This window comes from Infirmifilum tikiterense (assembly GCF_054696565.1).
The window spans coordinates 134,611-157,507 of sequence record NZ_CP182482.1; the positions used below are offsets into that span (position 1 = coordinate 134,611).

Genomic DNA, 22,897 nt, shown 5'->3' on the forward strand with positions numbered 1-22,897 from the left:
AAACTGTGCCGTCCCTCAGAGAGCTACTCAAGGATCTGATACCCGAGGATCTTTTGAACCTCGTTCCATCGAGCTTCGACATAGTAGGCTCTAGGGCTGGAGCCGTCGCGATCGTCGAGATACCTGAGGAGCTTGAGCCGTACAAGAGGGTTATCGCGGAGAAGATAATGGAGCTGCACAAGAACGTTAGAGCGGTGTACAGGAAACTCGGGGAGAGGACCGGCGAGTACAGGGTACGGGAGCTGGAGCTTATCGGCGGAGAAAGAGTGAGGGAGGTCCTGCATAAGGAGCACGGCTACCTGCTTAAACTCGACGTGACGCAAGTTTACTTCTCCCCCCGCGAGGCTACCGAGAGGCAGAGGGTCGCTAGCAAGGTTAAGCCCGGAGAATTCGTTGTCGTGATGTTCGCTGGGGTAGGCCCCTTCGCAATCGCCATCGCGAAAAAGCAGCCGCTGGTCGATAAAGTGGTTGCCATCGAGCTCAATCCCGTCGCATACAAGTACATGGTGGAGAACATCCGGCTTAACAGGCTCGATGGGAAGGTTGTGCCGGTTCTAGGCGATGTCCGCGAGGAGGCACCGAAGTTCGCTGGCAAGGCTGATAGAGTCGTGATGCCTCTACCGAAGGGCGCCTACATGTACCTCCGCGAGGCCTTCACGTGCTTCAAGCGCGAAGGGGGTGTCCTTCACTTTTACTACTGGGACCGTGAAGACGATCTGTTCAAAAGAGGGTTCGAGATCGTTAAGGAGGCGGCAGAGGAGCACGGCTTCAAAGCAGAGTTGCTGGAGGCGCGCATAGTCTCCCCATACGCGCCGAGAGTGTACAAGCTGGCTTTTGACGTTTTGCTGAGCCGAAGAATATAAAGCCGCGATAAGCTATTGCCGCGCAATGCTCAGTTTTAAGGGTGAACTAGGTGTTTAAGACCGGTATGAAGTTGAGGATCGGCGCGGTAGTGCTAAGCGATTTAGAGAAGGCTATGCTCAAGAGTGGCGTGGACAAGGTGTACGTGGTCTCAGGAGCTCAGGAAGCCCTCAAGGTGATAGACGAGGTCGTTAGGAAAATGGACGTGGACCTTTTGCTAGTCGATGACGTCATTGCCAATCAGATAGGAAAGAGCAAGCTCTCCGAGATAAAATACCGGAATCCTCTCCCAGCGATCGTCGAGCTTGAGACAAACCGAGTTCCGAAGCCCGTGAACTCTTAGCGGAGCTTTAGGAGAGCGCTTAGAAGCTCTGGGAACGTTTTCTCCCTGATTTCAGTCAACTTCGCCTCAAGCGTTCCGTTATAGTACTCCCTCCCGTCGCTGGAGACCACGACTACCCCCCCGCTACACTCCACCTCCTCTCCTAGCGACACCTCGAGGTCAGGTTTCAGCTTTGATAGAGCGGTCAACTTCTCTCTAATTATCTTCTGGACTTTCTGGGAGTCGCCGGTACACGGGTGTACGACCAGCTTGGAGGCACGCATACTCTGAATCGCCTCCTCGAGCCTGCGAGAAAGGAAGATGTCGTAGTACTCGGGGTTCTGCTTGAGTTCGCGCACCACTTGGGACAGCATGCTCTCAAGATAGTTGAGGGCGTAACTGTACCTCTCTGCCAAATACTTACGCCTTATCTCAAGCCTCCTCGGCGCTAGCTCGCTCTCAGCTTTCTGGCGCGCCTCAGCGATGAGCTGCTTAATCCTCTGAGCCTTTATCTCCTCTGCTCTCGTAGCGGCTTCCTGGAGTATTTTCTGGGCCTGCTCCTCGGCCTCCTTTAAAATTCTGCGGCTCTCTTCTTCGGCTACGGCCCTGAGCTCCTCGATCAGCACCTCCATTAGGCTTTTGTTCGTGCTCATGTGCATCACCTAAGGAGAGCTTCAAGCAGGGCTTTCCGCACCTCGTTCTCATTCTTCGCCAGGGCGATCTTCACCATCTCCAGCTTTTCGCGCTCAGCTCTCTCAAGGGCATCCAGGCTCTCCTGAACCCTGCGTAACTCCTCCTCGAGCATTCTCTTCACGCTCTCGTCGAGGGCTACGTCTTGGGCCTTAGAAAGCATCAGTTTAGCCTGCTCGCGCGCCTTTGCGATAATTTCGTCAGCGATCTTCTTGGCCTCAGCCACACGGGCTTCGGCTTTCCTCTGCTCCTCCAGTATTACCCTGATGTCTAGCTCATCCGTCAACGACGCGGCATTTCTTAACCTTTCGTGACCCATTTAAGCCTCACCCCTACGGCTAGCGAAAGCCTGCTATATAACTCTTCCAGGCGGTTAGTGGACGCTTTATCGGATGATGGGATTACCACGACTAGCGGCGGTTCCTTCATTATCGAGGTGACCTGGTTGAGGCGTTCTCTAACAGCGGAGTAGATCTCGCCCTCCAGGAGTGCCACCCTGTTCTCGAGGATCTTCGAAACTATACTCTCGACCTCTTCGGCATTCGGCTTCTTGCTCACCTTGATAACCTCGAAGCCCAGAAGCCTCAAAGGGTCCACGGTCTCTGTCGCGCCAATGGCGACTATGCTCAAGGGCGATCCCGATAACGTAAAACACGTCGTTATTTATCTTTTCCTTTGATCAGCTCCTCGATATCTCTCAGTACCTTTCTCTCAATGAGCTCGAGATCCTCCGGCTTGTATGCCTCTATAGTGACCCTTATTACCGGCTCCGTGTTTGAAGCCCTTACGAGGAACCAGCCCTTATCGGTGTCCACGCGCACTCCATCTATTGTGGTAACTTTATCGTATTCCGCAGAGTACTTGTTCTTCAAGGCTTCTACGACTCTGAACTTCTCCTCGTCGGGAACATCCACCTTGAGCTTCTTGGTAGGGGGCATCGGCACGCGGTATCTTGAGACGGGGCCCCCCAGCTTCTCGACCGCCTCAAGCATGAAGAGCAGAGACAGCACACCGTCGTCCAAGTTGATGCCGTTGTAAGTCACGAAGTGCCCGCTACTCTCCACGCCCAGCTCAGCCCCGGATTTAACCGCGTCGAGGATCATGAATATCCTGCCTACGGGGACGCGTATGACCCTGCCCCCCATCTCGGCTACAACCCTGTCAACCACGCTTGAACACTCAACGTTAGCGGCGACGTTTGCCCTGCCCATCGCGCGGAGCATCACCACAGCTGCCTGCTCGGGCGCCAAGGGCGACCCTGCCTCATCGAAGAATATCACCCTGTCCCCATCTCCGTCGAATGAGACCCCTATGTCCGCCTTTAGGTCCCTGACCAGAGCCGACATGTACGCAGTGTTTTCAGGTGTGGGCTCGCTACCTCTAACCGGGAAACGTGGGTCTACGTCGCAGTTCACCGTGGCGACTTCATAGCCCAAGTCTCTGAGGAGCCTTGGGACCACCAGAGAGGCCGAGCCGTTCCCGCAGTCGACGAGCACCCTAAGCCCTCCGGAGTGGCTTCCAACCTTGTGAAGGAACTCGATGTACTCTGGGAGAATCTCCCTTGCACGCAGCGAGCCATAGCCGCTCAAGCCGGCCCACGTCACCCCCGAGTCAACCAAGCTTTTTATCCTCTCTATGTCCCCCAGGCATATCGGCTCTCCGCCAGGCCTGAACATCTTTATGCCGTTCCACTCAGGGGGGAGGTGTGAGGCCGTGATGTAAGCAACGTGGTAGCTCAAGTGCTTCGAGGCGTAAATAGCCATTCCAATGGGCCCGACACCTGAGTCGACGACATTCGACCCCGCACCCATCAGACCGCTCGCCAGTGCCCGCGCGAGTATGGGAGAGCTGAATCTGACGTCGTGGCAGACGCAGTAGTCCCCGCGTTCCAGGTTGGAAAGAGCGGCCCCTATTAGGGCAACAACGTCCGGTGTGAGGTCCTTCCCGAATACTCCTCGAATGTCGTATGCCCTGAAGATATTAGTGGGTAACGCCACAGGAAAGCCTACGGTGACTCGACCTAATATCCGTTTCTGAGCAGGTAACCGTGGTAAAAGTTACTGCATCATCTTTTAGTTGCTTCTCCCCCGTGTCGACCTGCATTGTTGCAACCGTTCGTTGCCCCTCCCCAGCCACTCCTCAGGGGGCAGGCCAACGGGGCAGTACATTACACTGTGGAGCGAGGCCGAGGCCGAATAAAGATGACTAAGAGTTTAGGAAGCTTGTGGGAACCAAAATATCTATATAGCCTGTGCGACCTGCAGGAGGTGTATGAAGTTCCGCTTAATGGATCTGTTGGCGTGTCCCTACGACAAGCATTTTCCCCTTGAGCTCTACGTGATCGAGAAAGTCCGGTACGAGAGGACTTTCACCTTCAAGAGCAAGCCCGCCTGCGAGCTTTACTGCGCGTTTAAGGGAGTAAAAGTTGAGGAGCTTAAGGGTTCTGACCCAGGGTGCGACGAGTGCATCAAGTACGAGGTGAAGACCGGCGTCCTATACTGCCCTGAGTGCGGCAGGTGGTGGCCGATCAAAGACGAGATCCCGATAATCCTCCCGGATAACCTTCGTAAAAAGGAGAGTGACTTGAAGTTCCTCGAGAGCGTGAGAGAGAAGCTACCCGAGAAAGTAGTGATGGGTGGAAAGCCCTGGAACCTCTCTCAACCTAGTCATGAGTGAAGATGTAGAGTCCGGGCTCCTCCACTCTGATGAAGCCTATCCTCACGAACTGGATTCTGTCTTCCTTTTTGAGCTGTCGGGTCGCCGGCTCTCCCAAGCCTTTTATAACTTTTACAGTGTCGCCCTCAACCTTCAGGATGCGACCAGGATTGTTGTCCTCCTGGGGGACCCACTGGATAATCTGAAGATCTCTCTCTTTAGCGTACCCAATATCGTTGTTTAAGAACTCTAGAGTGCTCCCTCCGTCAACGACCCGGAAGTTTCCAAGGCCCATTAACCTAACCTCGTCCCTCCCGGCGAGCGAGTCGCCCTCCACCACGACGCGCGGCTCGCTAAACTGGATCCTGCGCTTGCCGCGTTCGGGGTACGATGGGTGGACCACGACCTCCGCTGTAACGGGGGTTTGCAGCCCTCTGAGCTCTACTTCGCGGAGAGGCTCTCGAACAAACATGTACCTGTTTGATATCGGCTCGAGGTACTTCTTGTTCAGGGCGTGGATCTTCTCGATGCTTATAGTTGCGGTTGAAGGCTTGATTCCAACCTCGAAGACCATGTCCCATATTGTCTGAGGCAGTATTCCCCTCCTTCTGAGAGCTATGAGGGTCCCAAGCCTCAGGTCATCCCACCCGTCGTAGAGCCCTTTCTCGATGCCCTTTCTTATGACGGACTTGCTCAGAATCATGCCCTCAAGGTTGAGCCTGCCGAAGTGTATACCTACTGGCGGCTTCCACCCGAGGTGCTTGTACACGTACTCCTGCTTAAGCGTATTGACGGCGTGCTCCTCTCCTCTCAGGATGTGGGTAACCCCCATCAGGTGGTCGTCCACCGCGCAGGCAAAGTTGTAGGTTGGCCAGACGATGTACTTGTCTCCGACCAACGGGTGCGGGTACTTCTTCGTGTCTATGATGCGGAAGGCAATCCAGTCCCTGACAGAGGGGTTCGGGTGGGCGGGGTCTGTCTTTACCCTGAGAACCGCTTCCTCTTCACCGTACTCCCCGGCGAGCATCTTTTCCCACCTTTCAAGGTGCTCATCCGGAGGTAGCGTCGAGCAGGGGTCGGGCAAGCCAGCGTCCCGATACCTCTTTATCTCGTCTTTGGGGTGCGTGCAGACGTACGCCCCGCCTCTCTCGATGAGCATTTTCGCGTGAGCGTAATAGATCTCCATCCTCTGGCTCTGCACGTACTCTTCGTCCCAGCTAAGCCCAAGCCACCTCAGATCCTCCTTGATGAGGTCGTATGCCTCAGGCATCGGACGCTTCGTCTTCGGGTCCGTGTCCTCGAAGCGCAGGATGAACTTGCCCTTGTACATAACCTTCGCGTAGTAGTAGCTCAGGATCGCTGGCCTAGCGCTACCGAGGTGAAGCACGAAGTCAGGGTTTGGGGCAAACCTAGTAACGACGACTCCTCCAACCTCATCCACCCCAGGCAACGGGGGTAGACCCCTCCTCTCCTCCCTCCTCCCCCCGGCAAAGGCCTCAGGCCACACGTCCCTTAACTCTCTCTCCTGCTCTTCCAGGGTCATCGAGTTAACTCTCTCCACGACCTCCCTGACCACTGCGACGACGTCCCTAGCCCTAGCCTTCAGCTCTGGAACCTCCGCGAAGACCTTGCTTGCAACGGCCTTTACATCGGCCTTCCCACCGTACTTCACGGCGTTAGCTAGAGCGTACTTAAGGGCAATCCGGTGAATATCGAGCTCCATGAGCCTTCGCACTTAGGGGGACCAGCATCTACTAAACATTTTCGCATGCTCCTCGTCGGTTTACGGCGAAAAGCCTATAAAGCAACGCATAACCATAACTCCTTGGGTCTGCAAGGGCCGGTAGCTCAGTGGGAGAGCGTCCGCTTGGCATGCGGGAGGTCCCGGGTTCGAATCCCGGCCGGTCCACCTCCACTCTGCTATTTTACCTCGCTTAAGGCGAAGATACCCTTCAGCGTTAGCTCCACCTGCGCCTGTCTGAAAACCACATAACCGTACAACAGTAACCGTCGAGCAATGCCTCTACTGCTGGGACCCAAGCTCGACGCTGTGTCCATGAACGCTCTGTGGCTCATCACGCCCCCACTCGCCTCCAGCTCGCTCAGTAGGGCCACGGCCAGCTCCGACTCGTCCCCAAACGCATACTTGACGAGGCTCTGCTCTCGGAAAATCACCGGAGGCTTAAAGGGCGGCACATCAGCGCCGAGCGCTTCGTTCTCTCGGAGATTATATCTGCTCCTGCTGAGAGCACCCAACTGGAGCGCGCGGGGGAGAGCCAGGCGCCTAGCAAACGAGTAACCAGTGACACCCGAAGTTCTGAGCTTTTGCCACAGGCTGAACTGCGGCGGGTTCACCAAGACGAGGCGTTCCGTGCCCGAAGAGGAGAGAGCGTGAATGAGCGAGTGGAGGTAGTCGGCTGTAAGGCTTTCTGCGTGGATACACGCCTCTTTTTGCCCAAGCGCGGCCAGCGCGGACGTGGCGGGTGCGAAGGGTAAGAGCTGCACGCTCTTGCTCGGCTTCGGCTTAGCCATGTAAAGGGCTATTCGCAGGACTTCCCACCAGTCATCTGGCTCGACTGCAGCGGCCTTGTGGACGGTGTGCGGCCCTGGGGCATCGGCTAGGAGCACAGTCAATCTCCCAGGCTTGCGCAAGCCCACGTCGTGCTTGAGGGCCTCTGAGATAAGCCACTCAGGCGCGTAAGCCCAGGGAGGGGTTTCCCCCCATGGGGTAATCGAGAACACGTTCCCGGGACAAGTCTCGCCGTAAACGGCTTCGATGAGCATGGGGTTCACAGAGGCCGGAAGGTGTCGGGAGGCTGCTGTGATGGCTGCTGGGGCGGGGTGATCGGTAGCATGGGTGGGATCCCCAGCTCCTTCAGTAGGAGCATCACTTCGAAGAAAACCATTGATGTTACGAGCTGCAGGAGCTGAGGGTCAGGGGGGCCGCGCAGGAGCTTGGAGCTCAGCTCCTCCAGCTCGGACCTGTCACCGACTGCTGAGAACTTTCCCTTCACCTTCACCGAGAAGACGGGGGGTGCGCTCTCGACGCTGGCTATGAACTCCGCCGTAAGCTGGTTTCCGGTGGCTGTAACGTTTAATGGGAAGTTGAGCTGCATGTTGACGTTTAGCGGCCCCTGGGGTGGCTCTGTGATTTTTTCAGCCTGTAGGTAGGTGAAAGCTATGGATGTTTGCACGAATAGGTTTAATTCTCAGCCTCGACTTAAAGATTGTGGCGAAAGCTGTTATTTCCGGTGGCCCCGGCGAGAGGAGGCTTCTGCTGGGGAACGAGGCGATCGCCAGGGGTGCGCTGGAGGCCGGGATCTCGGCAGCTACAGCTTACCCGGGAACTCCCTCGACAGAGATAGTCGAGTCTCTGGCAGAGGTTGCAAGGGACTATGGGATCTACGTTGAGTGGAGCACGAACGAGAAGGTGGCGCTCGAGGTCGGTATAGGTGTGTCGATGATGGGCCTGAGGGCGCTCGTCGCCATGAAGCACGTAGGGTTGAACGTGGCGTCTGACCCCCTCATGAGCCTCGGGTACACAGGAGTCGTGGGCGGCCTCGTGATAGTCAGCGCAGACGACCCGAACGCCCATAGTAGCCAGAACGAGCAGGATAACAGGATATACGGGATTCACGCCAACATCCCCGTCTTCGAGCCCTCCACGGTGCAGGAGGCCAAGGACCTTACAAGGGAGCTCTACGAGCTATCGGAGAAGTTCCGGTTGAGCGTGATCCTCAGGACAACGACGAGGCTCGCCCACAGCAGATCCCCCGTGGTCTTCGGCGAGTTAGTGAGGCATGGTAGAGGGGCTTCGTTCCACAGAGACCCTGAGAGGTGGGCGCTACTACCTCCCTACAATTTGGCGAAGCACAGAGAGGTTCTTGAGAGGCTTGAAGAGCTTTCCAAGCACCTCTCTGACTTCAAGTTCAACTCAGTCGAAGAAGGTGAGGAAGACACCGCCATCGTGGTCTCAGGCGTCGCCTACAACTACGTTAAGGAAGCTCTTGAGGAGCTGGGCGTCAGGCTACCTGTATTCAAGTTTGCCTCGGTTTTCCCTCTACCCCGCGCCCTCGCGCTGAAGGCGCTCTCCTACAAGCAGGTTGTCGTGGTGGAAGAGCTCGAGCCTGTGTTGGAGTGGCAGTTGAAGATTCTCGCATACGATGAAGGCATGCCAGCGAGGATTCACGGTAAGGATGTCTTCCCGCGGGTCGGGGAGCTAAACAAGGAGATTGTTAAAGCGGGCATCTCGAGGATCCTGGGCATACCCTACGAGGCTCCTCCAGCACCAGTCCCGCTGGTGGAGCTCCCGAGGCGGCCGCCCGTCCTATGCCCGGGCTGCGGCCACAGGTCCACCTACTACGCTGTTAAGCTGGCTGCTCAGCGTGCAGGCGTGAAGCCGGTGTACGCTAACGACATTGGTTGCTACACTCTGGGCTTTTACCCGCCCTACCAGATGGCCGACTTCACGTGGAGCATGGGGTCATCTATAGGGATAGGGCTCGGGATCGCGAGGTTCGGCAGCGAGCCTGTTATAGCGTTCATTGGCGACTCTACATTCTTCCATGCGGGAATCCCGGCGCTGATCAACGCCGTTTACAACAAAACACCCCTGCTCGTCGTCGTCATGGACAACGGCGTGACTGCTATGACGGGCCACCAGCCCCACCCTGGCTCTGGAGTAGGGGCAATGGGCGAGCAGAGGCCTACCGTGCGTATCGAGGACATCGCGAGAGCCGTGGGGGTGAGGTTTGTGGAGGTGGTCGACGCGTACGATATTACCGCTGTGAGAGACTCGGTTCGGCGTGCCCTCAAGTTCTTGAAAGAGACGGGTGAGCCAGCAGTGGTGATCTCCAGGCGGCCCTGCGCACTTCTCGTGCTACGCGAAAGGAGGCGTAGAGGAGAGTCCTTCAAGCGTTACACCGTTGTGGAGGAGAAGTGCATCAACTGCGGGATATGCGTTGACAGGTTTGCGTGCCCAGCTATCGTGCGAGATACTGATGGGAAAGTCGCGATATTGCAGGACATGTGTACCGGTTGCGGGGTCTGCGCTGCGATATGCCCGGCTAAAGCCATTCAGCCGAAGGAGGGGTGAGGGGCGTGGTCAAGAGAAGCGTCATAATTGCGGGTGTCGGCGGCCAGGGCTTGATCACCATTGGGAGTATTCTCGGCGAGGCGCTAGCGGCAAGAGGCTACAACATCAGCGTTGGAGAGGTTCACGGCCTCTCTCAGCGAGGAGGGTCGGTAGTCGTTTTCCTCAAGTACGGCGACGGGGCTGTGTCTCCTATAGTCACGCAGAGCGAGGGAGACGTCCTGGTGGGGCTTGAGCTGATCGAAGCTGTTAGACGCCTGCCCTTGATGAAAAAAGATGGGGTTGTAGTAGTCAACGACTTCCTCCTCCCACCCCCGGGTTCGAAGACCGTGCCAGCGCGCGACGAGCTTCTGGCCGCTCTTCCGCGCGGGAACACCTACGTTCTGGACGCCCGGGAGCTAGCGCTTAAAGCTGGGTCAGACATAGCTTTGAACATGGTCATGCTCGGAGCCGTTGTCGCCACCGGGGTGCTCGACTTAGAGTCTTCTGAGGTAGAGGGGGTCCTTTCGAAGAGGTTCAAGGGGGAATTCCTGAAAATTAATCTCCAAGCGCTCAGGCTAGGATACGATAGCATAAAAAAGGGACCTAAGTATTGACAGGTAGAGCTCAGGCCTCTTTCTCAGAATCTCCCACCCGAGGTTCAGCATCACGCGCATCTGTTCATCCATGTGACCGTGGCGCGAGATAATCTCCTCACCACCGATCTCCTTAACGCTCATCAAAATGTAGTCCAGCTGCCCATCAGGTATCCTGTTAAGGACTCTCCTCAAGAACCGCTGACCTGAGATCTCCATCCCAAGCGCTCTCTTCACGCCAGCAGAGTATGCGCGCGGCTCACCCGCTTTGAGGGCCTTAGCCAGTATCAGAGCCGCTGTGGAGTGGTATACCAGCCCCCCTCCGGTTGTGGGTTTTGTCTGCCCAGCCGAGTCCCCAATGTAGATAACATTACCCTTAACCTGCTCTGCTAGGCCTCCCGTGTAGACTCCCCCTCCTATAACTTTCTGCAACGCTCTGGGGCGGACTTCCCCGTTCGTGAGCCGCTCTAAGCGACGTAGGAGGTACCTTATCCTCGTAAGCACCTTGCCTTTTGATGCTACCCCGATCCTATATCTCTCCTCGTCGAGGGGGACGGCCCAGGCGAAGAAGCCGTGCGAGAGCTTCGAGCCCAGAAAGATATAAACGTAGTCGGTCTCCGCGCTGTAAACTTGTATATCGTACTGGAGGGCTGGTAGAACCCATCTGCGAGCATCAGGCTTCCGAGATACGAGGCTCCTTAAACCTCTGGCATCTACAAGGTACCTCGCTCTCAGCCGTTTAGAGCCGATTTTTACAGAGACATCGTCTATTTCAGCCTTAACCCCTAGCACGACGTCGGCTCTTCTGGAGACGATGTCGAAGAGTTTCTGCTCGTAGAGGGGCCGGTCGACAACCGCAGCTACGCGCGCTTCCTTCTCAACAGTCAGTCTAAAACCGCTCGGCGAGACTATGTGTGCCCCGCGAACGTAGTTCATGGCTACTTGCTCCGGGTTTAGCCGCAGGGCTTTCTCGATGCCGCTGAGGCTGACGAGGCCCGTGCAGTGCTCCGGGAAGCCTACCTTTGCGTCTTCCTCAATTAGCAGGACGCTGAGCTGCCCCGCGATTTCAGCTATGCTCCTTGCCGCTTGGAGGCCTGCGGAGCCCCCGCCAAGTATAATTACGTCGTAGTCCATCCCATTTCTCCTACCCTGTTAAAAGTAAGTTTCACGCGTCAGCAGCTTTAAGTCGCGCGAAAGCTGCTTGGCGATTCCTAGGACAAGTTTCTCCTGCCTTTCGCTCTGAAGCCTGAAGCGCTTAACGAAAGCTTCTCCCTCCGACTCCGCTTTTGACGCCAAGACTTTGAGGAGCTCGAGCGGGGATTTGTCGTTGTAGGTCTTCTTGAGGGCTTCAAGCTCCGCGATCACGTCTGCCCCCTTTCTCAAAACAAGGCCGTTCAGAAGAACCCAGCTGTTCGAGAACGCCGAATAGACCTTCCTCGCCTCAGCTACCCCCCTGTCCGTCAAGCGGATGGAGTTGACGTATCTCCCGCTCCTGAACTCCATTTTCTCCTCGATGAGGCCCTTCTCTTTCAGGGAGGCAAGGGACCGCTCGATGTCGGAGGAAAACGGGATGAAAACCGAGGGGGACGCGGAGAGGGGAACATAGGGGTAGAGGAACAGGATGACGTGCAAAACCTCTTCCCCGTAAGAGGGGGTTCGTCCGTCGAGGTACAGCAAGAGAAGTGTAAAGTCCTCGTGGGTGGGCGCGAAAACCGGCGTTAGGCCAATCTCTTTCGCCACCTCTAGCCGCCAGTCCTGAGACAAGGCTTCACACCTCAACGATGGCCGCGCCTGGCTCATCCACCCCTTCACTTATCCGGGGCCCCCTTTAAGGGTTTTCATGGGCTCCGCGCCTTCGGCCAACCCCGCCAGCTTGCTTGGGGCTGTGCGGCGGGGCTTGCCTCGGCGCCTCTTCGCCTCATCGCGCCGCGCGCGGCACCCGGCGGGCGGCCGTGGGGCCGTGCCGGGAACTGGGGCCGGGGCCCGCTGGCCTTTCTCTAGTGCCGTGGGTCGGGGCTCTCGGGTGGTTCTGTAGCCAGCTCTGTAGCGTTTCGAGGTGCCTTTCTGCCCTGCATGCCTTTAGGAAGAGCTTCGCGGCGTTGTAGCACGCTGCCCAGTCCCTGGTCCACTCCAAGCCGCACTTTGGGCAACGGTAGTAGCGCCTCCTCACTTCCACGCCCCAGGCTCCGCACAGTGGACACTGCTTCCCGCTGACGTTGTTTTCCGGCTGGAACCACTTAGCCCCCTCGTAGAGCGCTAGGTTCTCCAGCCTCTCCGCCACCCTGAGCAGCGTCCTCTGTAGCTGTGAGCCCCTCAGGGACTAGGCCCAAGGCACGTCCACTACGAGTACGACTGTGTAGCCCTGATCCCGTAGCTTTCTCACCAGCGCCCTCACCTCCCTGAGCACGCCTCTGATCCAGTCCTCGTTAAGCTTCTTCACCTTCCTGAGGGTCTGACTAGCTATGCGCTCTGCTCTCTCGGGCGTCAGGTTCATCTTTGATCTCAGCCTCTCAGCGAGCCTCAGCGCCTCCTCAACCGCGTAGCCCCTCCCTTCCCTTTGTAGCCTCCCGACGTCTCTCCTTTGCTTGAACCTCTGGACGGCCTCACTCCAGCACTTAACCTTGGAGTAGCTACGCATAACAGCGGCGAGGAGCCTCAGCATGGTGGTATTGGGTGGCCCAAAGATGCGCTGAGCCAGCAACTTAGCGTCGCTGTCGAATACGAAGGCCACCACGTAGAGGCCGTGGTTGCTATTCACGTCCACAGCAATAACCGCGAGCCTGCTGTTGCCGTCCCACCACACCTGCTTTGCCACGCGGTGCGCAACGAGGCGAAGCCTGCCCCTCGCGGTGAGCTGCAGCGTCAGCTTCACATCGCCGAACCTCCGGACGTCCTCGAGCACAGTCCTGATTAATGATGGCTTCAGCCTCAATGCGACGCCAGCGCTGGGGACGCGCAGCTCGCCACTGGAGGCGTCGAGCACTGCAGCTGTGTTAGCAGTGCCATGAAGCCTGTCGTTGCCGCTGACCACCCTTACGAGTAGCGGCGCTGGCGGCGGTGTGAACTTGACGCGAAGCTTCGACTTCCCCCTGGCCTCCGCGAGCATCCTCTGCCACTCCACGGCGTACCAGAAGAGGTTCTTCGGTAGCCCTGACGTCTTTGAGGCTTCCTCGATCAGCTCTCTGCCGAACCTCTCCGGCTCCCTCCTGAACGCGTCGCCGTACTTACTCTCGAGCTCCTCGCTGGCGCGCTCAACCGCAGAGGCAACGCTGAAGTAGAGGCTCCGGAGCCGAAGCCTCACCTCCCTGCTCGTTTCAACTCTCCAGACCCTGTAGGCGTCAATGGCGTTGTTGCCGTTTTTACTCCCCTTACCCTTCTCACCCATAGTCTCACCCCTTTTACTGGGGAGCCGGGCCTCTAGCCGCGGCCCCCGTCCGCCCCCACCCCCGGAGGCGTGAGGTGCGGGGGAGCCGCAGCACAGCCCAGCCCCCCACAGAGGTGAGATGCGCGGTGTCTCACACCCTGTGAGCCCTGCTGGCAACTGACGCAGTCAAGTCGGCTCGCAACTCAGCGTGTAGTAGCCTGCAGAGCGCTAGGCGCGTCGGTCAGCATCAGCGTCCACAAGCGCAGTCTCACTTGCTGTGAAGCCCCGGCCTGCCGCGCGCGGCCCCAGGCGCGGGGCGTCAACGCGGCCCTCCCGCCGAGCCCGCCCAGGCCCGGCGGCGCTTTTGTTGCGGTTGCGGCCCGTCCACCCCCGAGGGCAGGGGGCCGGCTGCCAGGGGGCGGGGAGCAGCCGAGGGCCGCCGAAATCCAACCCCTCCCCCGGGGAGCCTTATCCCCGGTCGCGCGATCCGGGACCTCGGCCCCCAGGCGAGCCGGCTTGCGGGCGGGCACTACCGGCCCAGCACCCCGCTCGCCCGAGCGGGGGCCGAAGCCGGCACCTTCACGCCTCCGCGTCGCGGCCGGTGGCTCGCGCGAGCCCCGCTCGCCGCGGCGCCTCACCGGCGTAGCCCGCCGCCCCCTTGCGGGGCCCGGCCTCCCCCTCTAAGCCCAGTCCCGCCACGTCCCGAAGGAGCGTGAGAGGGTGGGCTTAGAGGGAGAAAAAAGGGGGTTGGTTTTCGGCGGCCCCGGCCCTCTGGCTCCGCCGCCTCTCCCCCCTAAGCGCTAGCGCGCTGGAGGCGGTGCAGCCTAGGTGCCCGGGGCCTCTGACTTGATTCGAGCTGTTTTGCCCCCCCCGTCCCACTATCTTTTCCCCGAGAGTGCAGACGCCCCTCTTCCCCCTTTGACGGGCGCCAGTTTTCTCGGGGAAGCACGGTGTAGCCCGCGCCTCCCTGGCCGGGTCACAGCTCACCGGCCAATGCCTACGGCAACGGGCCTCCATACCCACCTTGGACAAAGAGGTTAATATTTGTTCCGATGATTACGCCGAAAGTATAACACTGTTACAGTAACCATCGCGATTTCAGGGGTTTTCCAGCAAGCAACTGCGGCTGCTTCTTCCGCGCCTAAGGCTACGTCCGCAGGGCTAGGATATGCTCGCACATCGCCACCGTCATGCTGTGGCGGAGGTTAGCTCCGGCTGCGCGCCGGATAAGCCTCAAGGCAGTATCGCCGCACACCACCTCCTCGAGGCTGTAGCCGAGCAGGGCGAGGAGGCCGCAGGCCCTCTCGGTGAGGTAGACGTAGCGCGTGTCGCCGACCGCAGCTTCTTTGACGAAGCCGGCTGAGCGAAGCCTCTCCAAAGCGGAGGCTATGTACTTTGTGTTCCTCATGGCGAAGGCCCTGCTGAGGGGCTTCGGCTGCCTCAGGCGCCACAGAGCCTTTGCGAGGCCGGTCAGCTCAAGCCGCCTCGCCACGCCCCCAGATCTCGCTGTTGACCTCAACGATGTGTGGTGACTCTTTCTTAAAACCTTTAGCTACTCTCCTCACGGCAAGCACGACGAACAGTATGAAGAGAATAAGGAGCGCGAACTCCACGTGGCTTGTCGTTATCGTGAGGCCGGAGAGGCAGGCGATCACATCCAGCTCGACGAGCTTGAAGGAGTCAGACTCAATGGTCAGGTTGAGCGTGCGTTCCCCGATAGCAAGCTTGTACGAGCCCCTAGGGATGAGGCCAAAGTCTGCGCGCCCTGAGCTATCTGTGACCGCTTCTCTCCTTACACCCGCACCTGTCAGCGAGACCTTAAACCCGCTGAGAGGCTGGTTGAGCGCTCCTACTAACTGCACTCTCAGGCGGTACACCGGTATCGAGAGGACGAAGGTGTTTTGCAAGTCGGACACCTCAATCACACCTGTGAAGACCTTGTCGCCAGACACGTATACCTCGTAAGTGTAAACGCCCGGGAGAACCCCTTCGATCCTTGCCTTCCCACTTAAACCCTCAGCGGAGTAGTTCACCGCGCCGCTTCGAAGGAACAGCGTGAAGTTTTCTATCAGTTCCCCGCTTCCAGTGCGGAGCAATGTCACCTGTACACCAGTCGTATTGGTGATTATGGGTAGGTAAGCATCGCCAGTCATTTTTACGCTGGTCTTAGCTATGACGCTGTTTGCCAGGTAAGCCACGATAATGTACTCCCCCGGAGGTAACGGGCACACCAGGCCCTCTCCGTCCTTGACTGCTCCCGCGGTGACGACCCTCCCGCTTGAGTAGACTGTGAAGTAGGCGTTACGGACGCGCCCGCCCGTCTTATCGTAGAGGGTGAAGCCGAGCGTATATAGTGGCGGTGACACCGAGAGCGTGGGCGGGGGAGTCGTCACCACCACGTCCACCAGCGAGACTCCTCTAGCGAAGAATCTGAACGTCAAGGTGGTGTTGTCACCGCTCAGGGTTACAGCTCGCCCAGAGGGGCCTAGCTTTAGCGACTGCCCCAACACACGGTAGGTGAGGTCCGTAGCTCCGCACAGGCTACTCGGCTGCTTCACATCGAGGCTCACGCTGTAAGATACCCTCGGGAACTCTACCTCGGATGAGTTTACCGCCGCGAGGATGACCTTGAGAGGGTTTCCTTTGAGAATGTTGATGACCTGCGTGGCATTCATAGGAGCAGGGCTACTGGCGAAGACATACTCCTCGGGGTAGGGGGGAAGAGGGATCTTGAAGCCGAAGAGCCCCTGCAAACCGTAGAGGTAAGAGTACCGAACGCTTATAAAGCCCCCCTTGAGGCTCACGTTCTCGAACGGCACCAGGACCTCAAGAACTGTCAGCGTTTCACCTTGGACAGTGATCGTCGACAAGTTCACGGTGAAGTACGGCTTGTCCATTATTCCACTCGTATTGCCTCCGAGTATTATCACCTCAGCCTTGATGCCTAAAGACACAAAGCCGGGGACACGTGGCACGGTGATGTTAATAGGCCTGGTTGTCGACCCACCTGGGACAGTAAAGAACGCCAGTACTGGTGTTCTCGACTGCGTATCCGCGTAACGCACGCTCACAGTGTGCGGCAGGCCATCTAACTGCAGGACCACTGTGTACCACAACACTCCGGTACCCGGGGGTGGAACGTAGCTATAACCGTCGACTTGAACATCCACGGGCTGCTTCCCGGAGGAGGGGTCGTTGCGCACCACAACGATCTTTCCGCTTGTCGTGAAACTGAGTGTCTCGCCGCTGAAGGACATGTAGGTACTTCGCCACGAGTTTCCATTCCACTCGAGTACTTCAGCGTAGTTTATGTAGAGGACTGGAAGAGCTTTTAAAGTAGCCACAATTAGCAGTAAGGAGAGGGCAAAGAGTAGTGCAGTGCGCATGCAAGACATACGTTCCCCACGGCCCACACTAATTTGAAAGTAACGTGCGCCTACCTCCTTCTCGCCTAAGCTTTTCCTTCGACCGCCAAGCCAGCTTCATGGCGCATTCATCCCTGCGCCGGGGCTCAGGCGTATGTAATCTTTAGCTCCTGGAGCATCGCCGAAATCCATTCTTCTGGGTGCCCGAGGGGGTACACAGGAGGGGGTGGTGCCAGTCTCGAAGCTGAGTTGAGGAGAGATCGTAACTTGTCAACTAGAGAGCACATGCTTTAACGCACCATGTTTATAACTCGCCACTTTTTCTCCGTTAGTGATCCCATGAGCGGTGCCCACTGGCTGGAGTCCGTGGCGAAGCGTGTTGTATCAGAGTATGCTGACAGCGATCTGATAGTCGGGAACGGTGGTCTATCGGTTTCGGGTCTACAGCATGTGGGTAGGCTTAGGGGAGAGATAACAATAGTCGATACCGTTCTGAGACTTGCTAAGAAAAGCGGCAAGGAGACAAAACACCTTCTGACTCTATATACTGTAGATGCGTGGAAGGGTAAAGAAGGGCAGCTGAGGCAGTTTAAGGACGTCGAGGAGGCGCGTGGATACATAGGGTGGCCGCTGTATAGGGTCCCAGACCCTCACGGATGCCACTCGAGCTGGGTTGATCACTACTGGGAGGACTTCGGCTCCTACCTTGAGAGGTTCGCGGAGAAAGTCGAGGTCGTCACGACGAAAGACCTTTACGAGAGGAACGAGAAGATGCGGGAGTTCGTGCTCTTATCTATGACAAGTCTACGCGAGAAGGTTATCAGCACAATCAATAAGTATAGGGGGGAAAAGAAGCTCAGCGCAGATGCTATCCCCTTCCAGCCCATCTGCGAGCGGTGCGGCCGCATTGATACGACGGAAGCCCTTGAAGTGGATCCTGTCAATTTCCGGGTTCGATACGTGTGCAAGAACTGCGGGCATGAAGGCTGGCAGAGCCTCAGCGCCGGGAAGCTCAACTGGAGAGTCGAGTGGGTGGGAGTGTGGTACTCCCTTGGAGTCATGTTCGAGCCTTACGGGAAAGACCACGCCACCCCTGGTGGCTCAAGGGACAGTTGCAACGACCTTGCTACTAACGTGTACGGGTTCAAGCCGCCCGTAGGCCTGGCATACGAGTGGGTTGGGTACAGGGTTGGAGGAAGAGACGTAGGAGACATGGGTTCGAGCGACTTCATAGGCTTTTCCCCGAGGCAGTGGGTTGAGGTCGCTGAACCAGAGGTTCTGAGGTTCCTCTACCTCCTCACACCGCCCATGAGACGGGTTGTCCTGAGCCTAGAGGAGATTCCAAGCTATTACGACGCCTTCGACAAGGCGGAGCGCGTGTTCTACGGGTTGGAAGAAGGGGACGAAGACGCATCAAAGAGCTACGAACTGGCTTTGCTCGGAAAACCCTACCCAAGCCCCCCGTTCCAGCTACGCTACATGAACGCGATGATACTCTCGCAGGTTCTCCCGAGCAGGGGAGAGGATGTAAACGAGGTTGTTGAGAGGCTTCGAGAAACCAAGCAGCTCACGCGTGAGTTGGAGCCCTGGGAGCTTGAGAGAGTGAAGACCAGGATTGCGCTGGCTAAGAGGTGGCTCGAGCTTTACGCTCCGGAGCACTACAGGATATCTATTGTGGAGAAGCCACCGATGGAGGAGTTGGCTAAAGTTCTGGATGAGCGTGTAGCGGGGCTTTTGAGAGACCTCTCAGCCTCCCTGGAGGCCCTAGAGCGGTGGGATGAGGAGGCCATTAAAAATGCCATGATGTTGCTTAAGAAGGACAAGGAGGAGGAGAGAAGATTCTTTCAGGCACTTTACCTGCTGTTCTTCGGCAGAAGTAGTGGGCCAAGAATCGCCCCCTACCTCGCTATGCTTAATAAAGACTTCGTGATTAGGAGGTTAGCCGAAGCTTATTCGTTGACTGAGGTGGTGTAAACGTCCGGCTGGTCAGACTACATGGGGGAGAAGACGAAGCCTAGCACGCTGCTCATAATCGTGACATTCGTCCCGCTCTTCCTTAACGCCGGGATATTCGTGATCACCGAGGGGTTTAACGTAAACCCTCACAGCTCGCCCCTCATTTACGCTATAGGATCGCTGATCCTGGCTGCAGTAGCAGTGCTGGCCGCAGTAATCGGACTCACGATGGCTAGAGACGAAGAGCCAGAGTGGGGGTCCAAGCTACCGTTCAAGGTTATTGAGGGGGTGAACATCTTCTCCATCCTACTATCGGCTATGTTCGCGCTACTCGTGCTCCTCGTATACTTCCTTAAAGGAGCGTAGCTAGCCCAGTAGCTTTTTCAGGTTCTGGATTTCTTCGTCCCGCTTCCTTATCTCCTCCCTCAGTGCCGCGTTTTCGCGCTCCAGCTGCTGTACCTTGGCCTCGAGCTCGGACAGCCGCTTCAGCTTTTCCTCTAGGGCTTTCTCGCGTGAGTCAAGTTCGAGTTTCCTGGCCTCAAGCCGTTCCCTCAGCTCTATTAGGGCACTTTCCTTTGACGCAACCATGCGCTGGTAGCCTACCAGCTCCCTCTCCTTGTCGAGGAGGCGCTTCTCCCACTCGATGAGCCTCTCCTGCTCCTTCATCAGCTTCTCGCGGTACGGTTCTAGCTCCTCCTTGATCAGGCGCTCTTTAGCCGCTACTTCCTCGCTGAGCTTTTTGAGCTGGGCTTCTTTCTCGGCGACCTGCTTGGACAGCTCCTCGTACCTGCTCATCAAAGCGCTGACGCGGCGCTCCTTCTCTGAGAGCTCACGCTCAATCCTAGCGAGCTCCTCCATTTTCTCCGCGTAGCTCTTCTCCCGCTTCATCAGATCCTCTTCCCAAGCCTTGAGCTTCTTCTCAAGCTCCGCCAGCTCAAGCCTTAATTTCCTCAGCTCATCACTCTCGCCCGCAACTTTAGTGGCAAAGGCCTTGAGCTCCGCTTCTCTCCTCTCGATCTCTACCTGCTTGGTATTTAGCTCCGCCTCCTTTTGCCTAAGGAACTCTATATACTTGACCAGCTCACCTACCTCCGGGATCCTCGACACTGCCTTGGTCAATTGCTCAAAGAGGGGGGTTAAAGCCCGCTCGCGCTCAAGCAGGTCTTTTTCCTTCTGCTCTAGAGCCGCACGTAGCTCTTCCAGCTCTTTGACCTGCCTTGACAAGCTCTCTGCCTTGGCCGACAGCTGAGCGTACTCGTCGACCAGCTTTGTGTACTTTTGAGTTTCCTCGGTCAGGGTCTTGACTAGGGCCTCGGCGTTCTCGAACGTTGTGCTGAAACCCTCGATGAGCTTAGCCATGTTGTCTAGGGAGTCTCGCAATAAATTGTGAGTCTCCGAGATCCCACGGAGCTCATCCACAATTTTCTTTAGCTCCTCTAGACCCGACGTCTTAGTAGATAATTCATTTAGCTTAGCAGATAATTCATCTAGTTGAGACTTGATGGATGGAATGCTAGAGAGGCTTAGCTCGTTTTTTTGCAGTGTACTAAGTATCGCTTCTACATTGTCTAGAATCACTCCAAGCGAAGATTTAAGCTCTTCCAGCGCGCTCAGGTTCCTCCGGATTTCAGGCAAAGTCTCTAGCGCTAAGTGCTGCTTCTGAATCATCTCCACGGTGTCTGCGATCATCCCACGTAACTCCTCAAGAGATGCCTGAAGTTGCGCTTGAAGAGTTCTCAGATTTGTTCTCAAAGGTTCCTGTAACGTCTCCGGCAGTGCAGAGAGTTTACGGTCGATGCTTGAAAGAGCAACCTGTAGCTGGGCGACTACGTCTTCCTCTCGGGCCTCCTTTTCTTTTGCTTTGCGCAGAAAAGACACACCGACACCCCACCTACACTAGTGGATCTGTGCTATAATTTAGTATCGCTTGTCATTCACCCCTCTGTTGCGCCATCTTCAGATCGAGCTAACTCTGAGAGGCGTTTCTCAATGTTAAGCATCCTGAGTGAGAGATCCTGGTTAGATATCCGGAGCTCGCTGAGTGCGGCGAGTAGCGTCTCTTCAAGCCTGCTTACCCGTTGCGCGAGATCGCTTAGAAGAGCTTCGGTGTCTTGGTACTTAGCCCGGAGCGTGCTGGATTCCGCCTTTATCGATGTCGTTGTGTCTGTCATCACGAGCTCAACTTCCTTTAACTGCGAGAGAATAGTGTTCACATCCGCATTTACGCCTTGGATGGAGTTGTATAGCTTCTCCATCTCTTGAGAAAGCCTTTCAAGGAAAACGTCCATTGAGAGCTTGATTTCTCTAGTCATGTTCTGGGACTCTTGTCTCAGCTCGTCAAGCGTTCTTTTACTCTCGTTCGAGAATTTCTCCCTTTCGCTCCTGAAGCCCTCCAGATGGCTTTCTAGAGATTTCTCCAAATCCTTTATGTTGTCGAGAAGCGCACCAACGCGGGAGTTCAGGAAATCGACCGTTACCTTTAAGGCGTAAACACCGTTGTTGAGTCTGCGTAGAGCGGCAAGCAGGACCGCAATGTCCCCTTCTCCGACCTCCACTATCTCTACTTCGTCTCCTGATTCAGGATCAGACATACCTCTGTTCAGAGGTACGCGTACATGGATAAATTGCTATTGCTGATCCATGGGCCCCGTGGTCGCTAAACGCTCGCTGGATCTCGAAGCTCGGATTTCGTTTACCATTTTCTCTATAAGCTCCTTGTCCGTCTTCGAGAACTCCGTCTTCTCGATTACGCGTGCACCCTTCTCGGTGAGCTTGTAGTACGGCTTGTATAGGTTAAGGTAGCTGCGGCCCACGGAGTACACGACTTTAAGCAACCCCCTCTCAGCTAAGCTTTGAACCTTTTCGTCGAGCTCCTTGGAGAACGGTGGTTGTCCTGAAAACTCGAAGCCTAGGTCAACTCCGTAATCTTTCTGAAGCCTGAATGCCAGCTCGTGGAGCCTCCGCCTGGATACCGCTTTCCCGTAAGAGTAAAGTAGGTAGAGAAGCCTCTTATCGGCCTGGTCCAGTTTCACCGGCAATAAAAACCACCAACTTCGCTCTTAAACAGAAATTATTAAAAAGTTTGTGCGAGGCGATAGGCGTGGAGTATCTTGGGAAGTGCGAGATCTGCGGGAAGGAAAACGTAGAGCTTTACAAGTGCAGGGTTTGTGGTAGGAGAGTTTGCCGGGAGCACTTTAGGTGGGATAAGGGTATATGCGTCACATGCGAGGAGACAATGTGCGAGGTCTGCGGCAGGAAGCTCGCGGTAGGCTACTGCGCGCGGTGCGGCAGACTCGTATGCGAGGACTGTAGCGTTGAGCGAGGTCCAGCTCTGCTTTGCATCGATTGCTATCGGAAGCTCGGAACTACTCCCTAAGCCTCATTTTGTATACTCCTCTTTTCGCCTCAACAACGACCAGGCCGGAGTAGTCGCTGTTGTATAAGTTGAACTTAACCTGCCGCGCGTCGATACCGGCTTTTTTCAGCTCGCCCCTGAGCCGTGAAATTAGGCTATCTGTCGCTCTCTTAAGGAGCTCGCCGTGAGCCTTCACGGTGCTGGAATTAGACAGGTAGATGCCCCTTAGCTTGACGCTGACGTAGAACTTAAGCAGGTATGAGATGTTCAGCGCTATCAGGGAGAGAAGAAGCGCGAAGTACGATACTAAAGGCTCGTAGTTGAGCAGGACCAGGATTAAGGCGCCTACCATGGAGGCGAAAGATGCTATGAACATTGCGTCGGAGATAGAGTCTATTCTCTTGAGCCTTGGGTAGGATTTATCCCGTGACGGGATCAAGGCTATTCTTGTAAGCGCTTCACAGAGCTCCTTCCACAGATCTCCCTCCAAGCCGAGCTCCGACAGGTTGCGCAAAGCTCTTGAGGGGTTAAAAAGCCGTAAAGCACGTATAGCGTCCAGGTCTTCTATCACTTCCTTTAAAAGCTTGGCCCTCTTTCTTGCTCTTTCCCGAGGAGTAAGAGACACGATTTTTTACACGCTACAACGCCATATATTTTCCTAT

General features: G+C 56.6%; 25 protein-coding genes and 1 tRNA gene. 9 read left to right on the forward strand and 17 right to left on the reverse strand.

Annotated elements, in window-relative coordinates; genetic code table 11:
- Positions 1–5 precede the first annotated feature (5 nt).
- Both ACNO7C_RS00800 and ACNO7C_RS00805 read left to right on the forward strand, forming a co-directional pair.
- On the forward strand, positions 6–863 hold the full coding sequence (locus ACNO7C_RS00800) for a class I SAM-dependent methyltransferase (RefSeq protein WP_460025135.1): 858 nt from the start codon (positions 6–8) through the stop codon (positions 861–863).
- Positions 864–913: 50 nt separating this feature from the next.
- On the forward strand, positions 914–1,204 hold the full coding sequence (locus ACNO7C_RS00805) for a V-type ATP synthase subunit F (RefSeq protein WP_460025136.1): 291 nt from the start codon (positions 914–916) through the stop codon (positions 1,202–1,204).
- On the opposite strand, the gene ACNO7C_RS00810 is transcribed toward ACNO7C_RS00805, so the two are convergent.
- The 4 genes from ACNO7C_RS00810 to ACNO7C_RS00825 are packed head-to-tail and all read right to left on the reverse strand — an operon-like array spanning position 1,201 to position 3,870.
- The gene (locus tag ACNO7C_RS00810) at positions 1,201–1,836 is read right to left on the reverse strand and encodes a V-type ATP synthase subunit E (RefSeq protein WP_460025137.1); all 636 of its coding nucleotides are present in this window, start codon (positions 1,834–1,836) and stop codon (positions 1,201–1,203) included. The genes ACNO7C_RS00805 and ACNO7C_RS00810 overlap by 4 nt on opposite strands.
- 5 nt (positions 1,837–1,841) lie before the next feature.
- Positions 1,842–2,192: a hypothetical protein gene (locus ACNO7C_RS00815; protein WP_460025138.1), complete on the reverse strand. Its 351-nt coding sequence runs from the start codon at positions 2,190–2,192 to the stop codon at positions 1,842–1,844.
- Positions 2,174–2,503 carry a V-type ATP synthase subunit F gene (locus ACNO7C_RS00820; RefSeq protein WP_460025139.1) on the reverse strand — a complete coding sequence of 110 codons (330 nt, stop codon included), beginning with the start codon at positions 2,501–2,503 and terminating at the stop codon, positions 2,174–2,176. The genes ACNO7C_RS00815 and ACNO7C_RS00820 overlap by 19 nt, the downstream gene beginning before the upstream one ends.
- 29 nt (positions 2,504–2,532) lie before the next feature.
- The gene (locus ACNO7C_RS00825; protein ID WP_460025140.1) at positions 2,533–3,870 is read right to left on the reverse strand and encodes a phosphomannomutase/phosphoglucomutase; all 1,338 of its coding nucleotides are present in this window, start codon (positions 3,868–3,870) and stop codon (positions 2,533–2,535) included.
- Between the two features lie 274 nt (positions 3,871–4,144).
- On the opposite strand from ACNO7C_RS00825, the gene ACNO7C_RS00830 reads away from it, so the two are divergent.
- Entirely contained in the window at positions 4,145–4,549 is a 405-nt protein-coding gene (locus tag ACNO7C_RS00830; protein ID WP_460025141.1) for a Trm112 family protein, read from the forward strand.
- Here the strand turns inward: ACNO7C_RS00830 and ACNO7C_RS00835 are convergent.
- Complete coding sequence (locus ACNO7C_RS00835) at positions 4,536–6,251, reverse strand: glutamate--tRNA ligase (protein WP_460025142.1); 1,716 nt, start codon at positions 6,249–6,251, stop codon at positions 4,536–4,538. The two genes, ACNO7C_RS00830 and ACNO7C_RS00835, sit on opposite strands and share 14 nt — an antisense overlap.
- 114 nt (positions 6,252–6,365) lie before the next feature.
- Between ACNO7C_RS00835 and ACNO7C_RS00840 the strand changes: the two genes are divergently transcribed.
- A tRNA-Ala gene (locus tag ACNO7C_RS00840) sits at positions 6,366–6,437 on the forward strand.
- 11 nt (positions 6,438–6,448) lie between these two features.
- On the opposite strand, the gene ACNO7C_RS00845 is transcribed toward ACNO7C_RS00840, so the two are convergent.
- Positions 6,449–7,312, reverse strand: a complete 864-nt coding sequence (locus ACNO7C_RS00845; RefSeq protein ID WP_460025143.1) for a hypothetical protein — start codon at positions 7,310–7,312, stop codon at positions 6,449–6,451.
- A gap of 5 nt (positions 7,313–7,317) precedes the next feature.
- Positions 7,318–7,722 carry a hypothetical protein gene (locus tag ACNO7C_RS00850; RefSeq protein ID WP_318536620.1) on the reverse strand — a complete coding sequence of 135 codons (405 nt, stop codon included), beginning with the start codon at positions 7,720–7,722 and terminating at the stop codon, positions 7,318–7,320.
- On the opposite strand from ACNO7C_RS00850, the gene iorA reads away from it, so the two are divergent.
- Together iorA and ACNO7C_RS00860 are read left to right on the forward strand one after the other, a co-directional pair.
- Entirely contained in the window at positions 7,713–9,623 is a 1,911-nt protein-coding gene (gene iorA / locus ACNO7C_RS00855; RefSeq protein WP_460025144.1) for an indolepyruvate ferredoxin oxidoreductase subunit alpha, read from the forward strand. The two genes, ACNO7C_RS00850 and iorA, sit on opposite strands and share 10 nt — an antisense overlap.
- Before the next feature lie 5 nt (positions 9,624–9,628).
- Positions 9,629–10,216 carry an indolepyruvate oxidoreductase subunit beta gene (locus ACNO7C_RS00860; protein WP_460025145.1) on the forward strand — a complete coding sequence of 196 codons (588 nt, stop codon included), beginning with the start codon at positions 9,629–9,631 and terminating at the stop codon, positions 10,214–10,216.
- On the opposite strand, the gene ACNO7C_RS00865 is transcribed toward ACNO7C_RS00860, so the two are convergent.
- From ACNO7C_RS00865 to ACNO7C_RS00890, 6 genes are all read right to left on the reverse strand, one after another.
- Entirely contained in the window at positions 10,178–11,329 is a 1,152-nt protein-coding gene (locus tag ACNO7C_RS00865; protein WP_460025146.1) for a lycopene cyclase family protein, read from the reverse strand. The two genes, ACNO7C_RS00860 and ACNO7C_RS00865, sit on opposite strands and share 39 nt — an antisense overlap.
- Before the next feature lie 18 nt (positions 11,330–11,347).
- Positions 11,348–11,959: a hypothetical protein gene (locus ACNO7C_RS00870; protein ID WP_460025147.1), complete on the reverse strand. Its 612-nt coding sequence runs from the start codon at positions 11,957–11,959 to the stop codon at positions 11,348–11,350.
- 154 nt (positions 11,960–12,113) lie between these two features.
- Positions 12,114–12,476 carry a zinc ribbon domain-containing protein gene (locus ACNO7C_RS00875; protein ID WP_460025148.1) on the reverse strand — a complete coding sequence of 121 codons (363 nt, stop codon included), beginning with the start codon at positions 12,474–12,476 and terminating at the stop codon, positions 12,114–12,116.
- 39 nt (positions 12,477–12,515) lie between these two features.
- Positions 12,516–13,580, reverse strand: a complete 1,065-nt coding sequence (locus ACNO7C_RS00880) for a hypothetical protein (protein ID WP_460025149.1) — start codon at positions 13,578–13,580, stop codon at positions 12,516–12,518.
- Positions 13,581–14,706: 1,126 nt separating this feature from the next.
- Positions 14,707–15,051 (reverse strand): hypothetical protein, encoded by a 345-nt coding sequence (locus tag ACNO7C_RS00885; protein ID WP_460025150.1) that lies wholly within the window; start codon positions 15,049–15,051, stop codon positions 14,707–14,709.
- Positions 15,035–16,954, reverse strand: a complete 1,920-nt coding sequence (locus ACNO7C_RS00890; RefSeq protein WP_460025151.1) for a hypothetical protein — start codon at positions 16,952–16,954, stop codon at positions 15,035–15,037. The genes ACNO7C_RS00885 and ACNO7C_RS00890 overlap by 17 nt, the downstream gene beginning before the upstream one ends.
- 309 nt (positions 16,955–17,263) lie before the next feature.
- Here ACNO7C_RS00890 and lysS point away from each other — a divergent pair, with 309 nt between their 5' ends.
- Both lysS and ACNO7C_RS00900 read left to right on the forward strand, forming a co-directional pair.
- Positions 17,264–18,898 (forward strand): lysine--tRNA ligase, encoded by a 1,635-nt coding sequence (lysS, locus tag ACNO7C_RS00895; protein WP_460025152.1) that lies wholly within the window; start codon positions 17,264–17,266, stop codon positions 18,896–18,898.
- A gap of 21 nt (positions 18,899–18,919) precedes the next feature.
- A complete protein-coding gene (locus ACNO7C_RS00900; protein WP_460025153.1) occupies positions 18,920–19,246 on the forward strand; it encodes a hypothetical protein in 327 nt (108 codons plus the stop codon).
- Here ACNO7C_RS00900 and ACNO7C_RS00905 read toward each other — a convergent pair whose 3' ends face one another.
- Genes ACNO7C_RS00905 through ACNO7C_RS00915 form a run of 3 tightly spaced genes read right to left on the reverse strand, consistent with a single transcriptional unit; the run spans position 19,247 to position 21,918 of the window.
- Positions 19,247–20,758 carry a hypothetical protein gene (locus ACNO7C_RS00905; RefSeq protein ID WP_460025154.1) on the reverse strand — a complete coding sequence of 504 codons (1,512 nt, stop codon included), beginning with the start codon at positions 20,756–20,758 and terminating at the stop codon, positions 19,247–19,249. It lies immediately after the preceding gene.
- 56 nt (positions 20,759–20,814) lie between these two features.
- Positions 20,815–21,471, reverse strand: coding sequence for a hypothetical protein (locus ACNO7C_RS00910; RefSeq protein ID WP_460025155.1), 657 nt, complete (start codon positions 21,469–21,471; stop codon positions 20,815–20,817).
- Positions 21,472–21,507: 36 nt separating this feature from the next.
- Entirely contained in the window at positions 21,508–21,918 is a 411-nt protein-coding gene (locus ACNO7C_RS00915; RefSeq protein WP_318536610.1) for a hypothetical protein, read from the reverse strand.
- A gap of 62 nt (positions 21,919–21,980) precedes the next feature.
- On the opposite strand from ACNO7C_RS00915, the gene ACNO7C_RS00920 reads away from it, so the two are divergent.
- Positions 21,981–22,256, forward strand: coding sequence for a hypothetical protein (locus ACNO7C_RS00920; RefSeq protein ID WP_460025156.1), 276 nt, complete (start codon positions 21,981–21,983; stop codon positions 22,254–22,256).
- Here ACNO7C_RS00920 and ACNO7C_RS00925 read toward each other — a convergent pair.
- The gene (locus ACNO7C_RS00925) at positions 22,246–22,860 is read right to left on the reverse strand and encodes a hypothetical protein (protein ID WP_460025157.1); all 615 of its coding nucleotides are present in this window, start codon (positions 22,858–22,860) and stop codon (positions 22,246–22,248) included. The two genes, ACNO7C_RS00920 and ACNO7C_RS00925, sit on opposite strands and share 11 nt — an antisense overlap.
- Positions 22,861–22,897 lie beyond the last annotated feature (37 nt).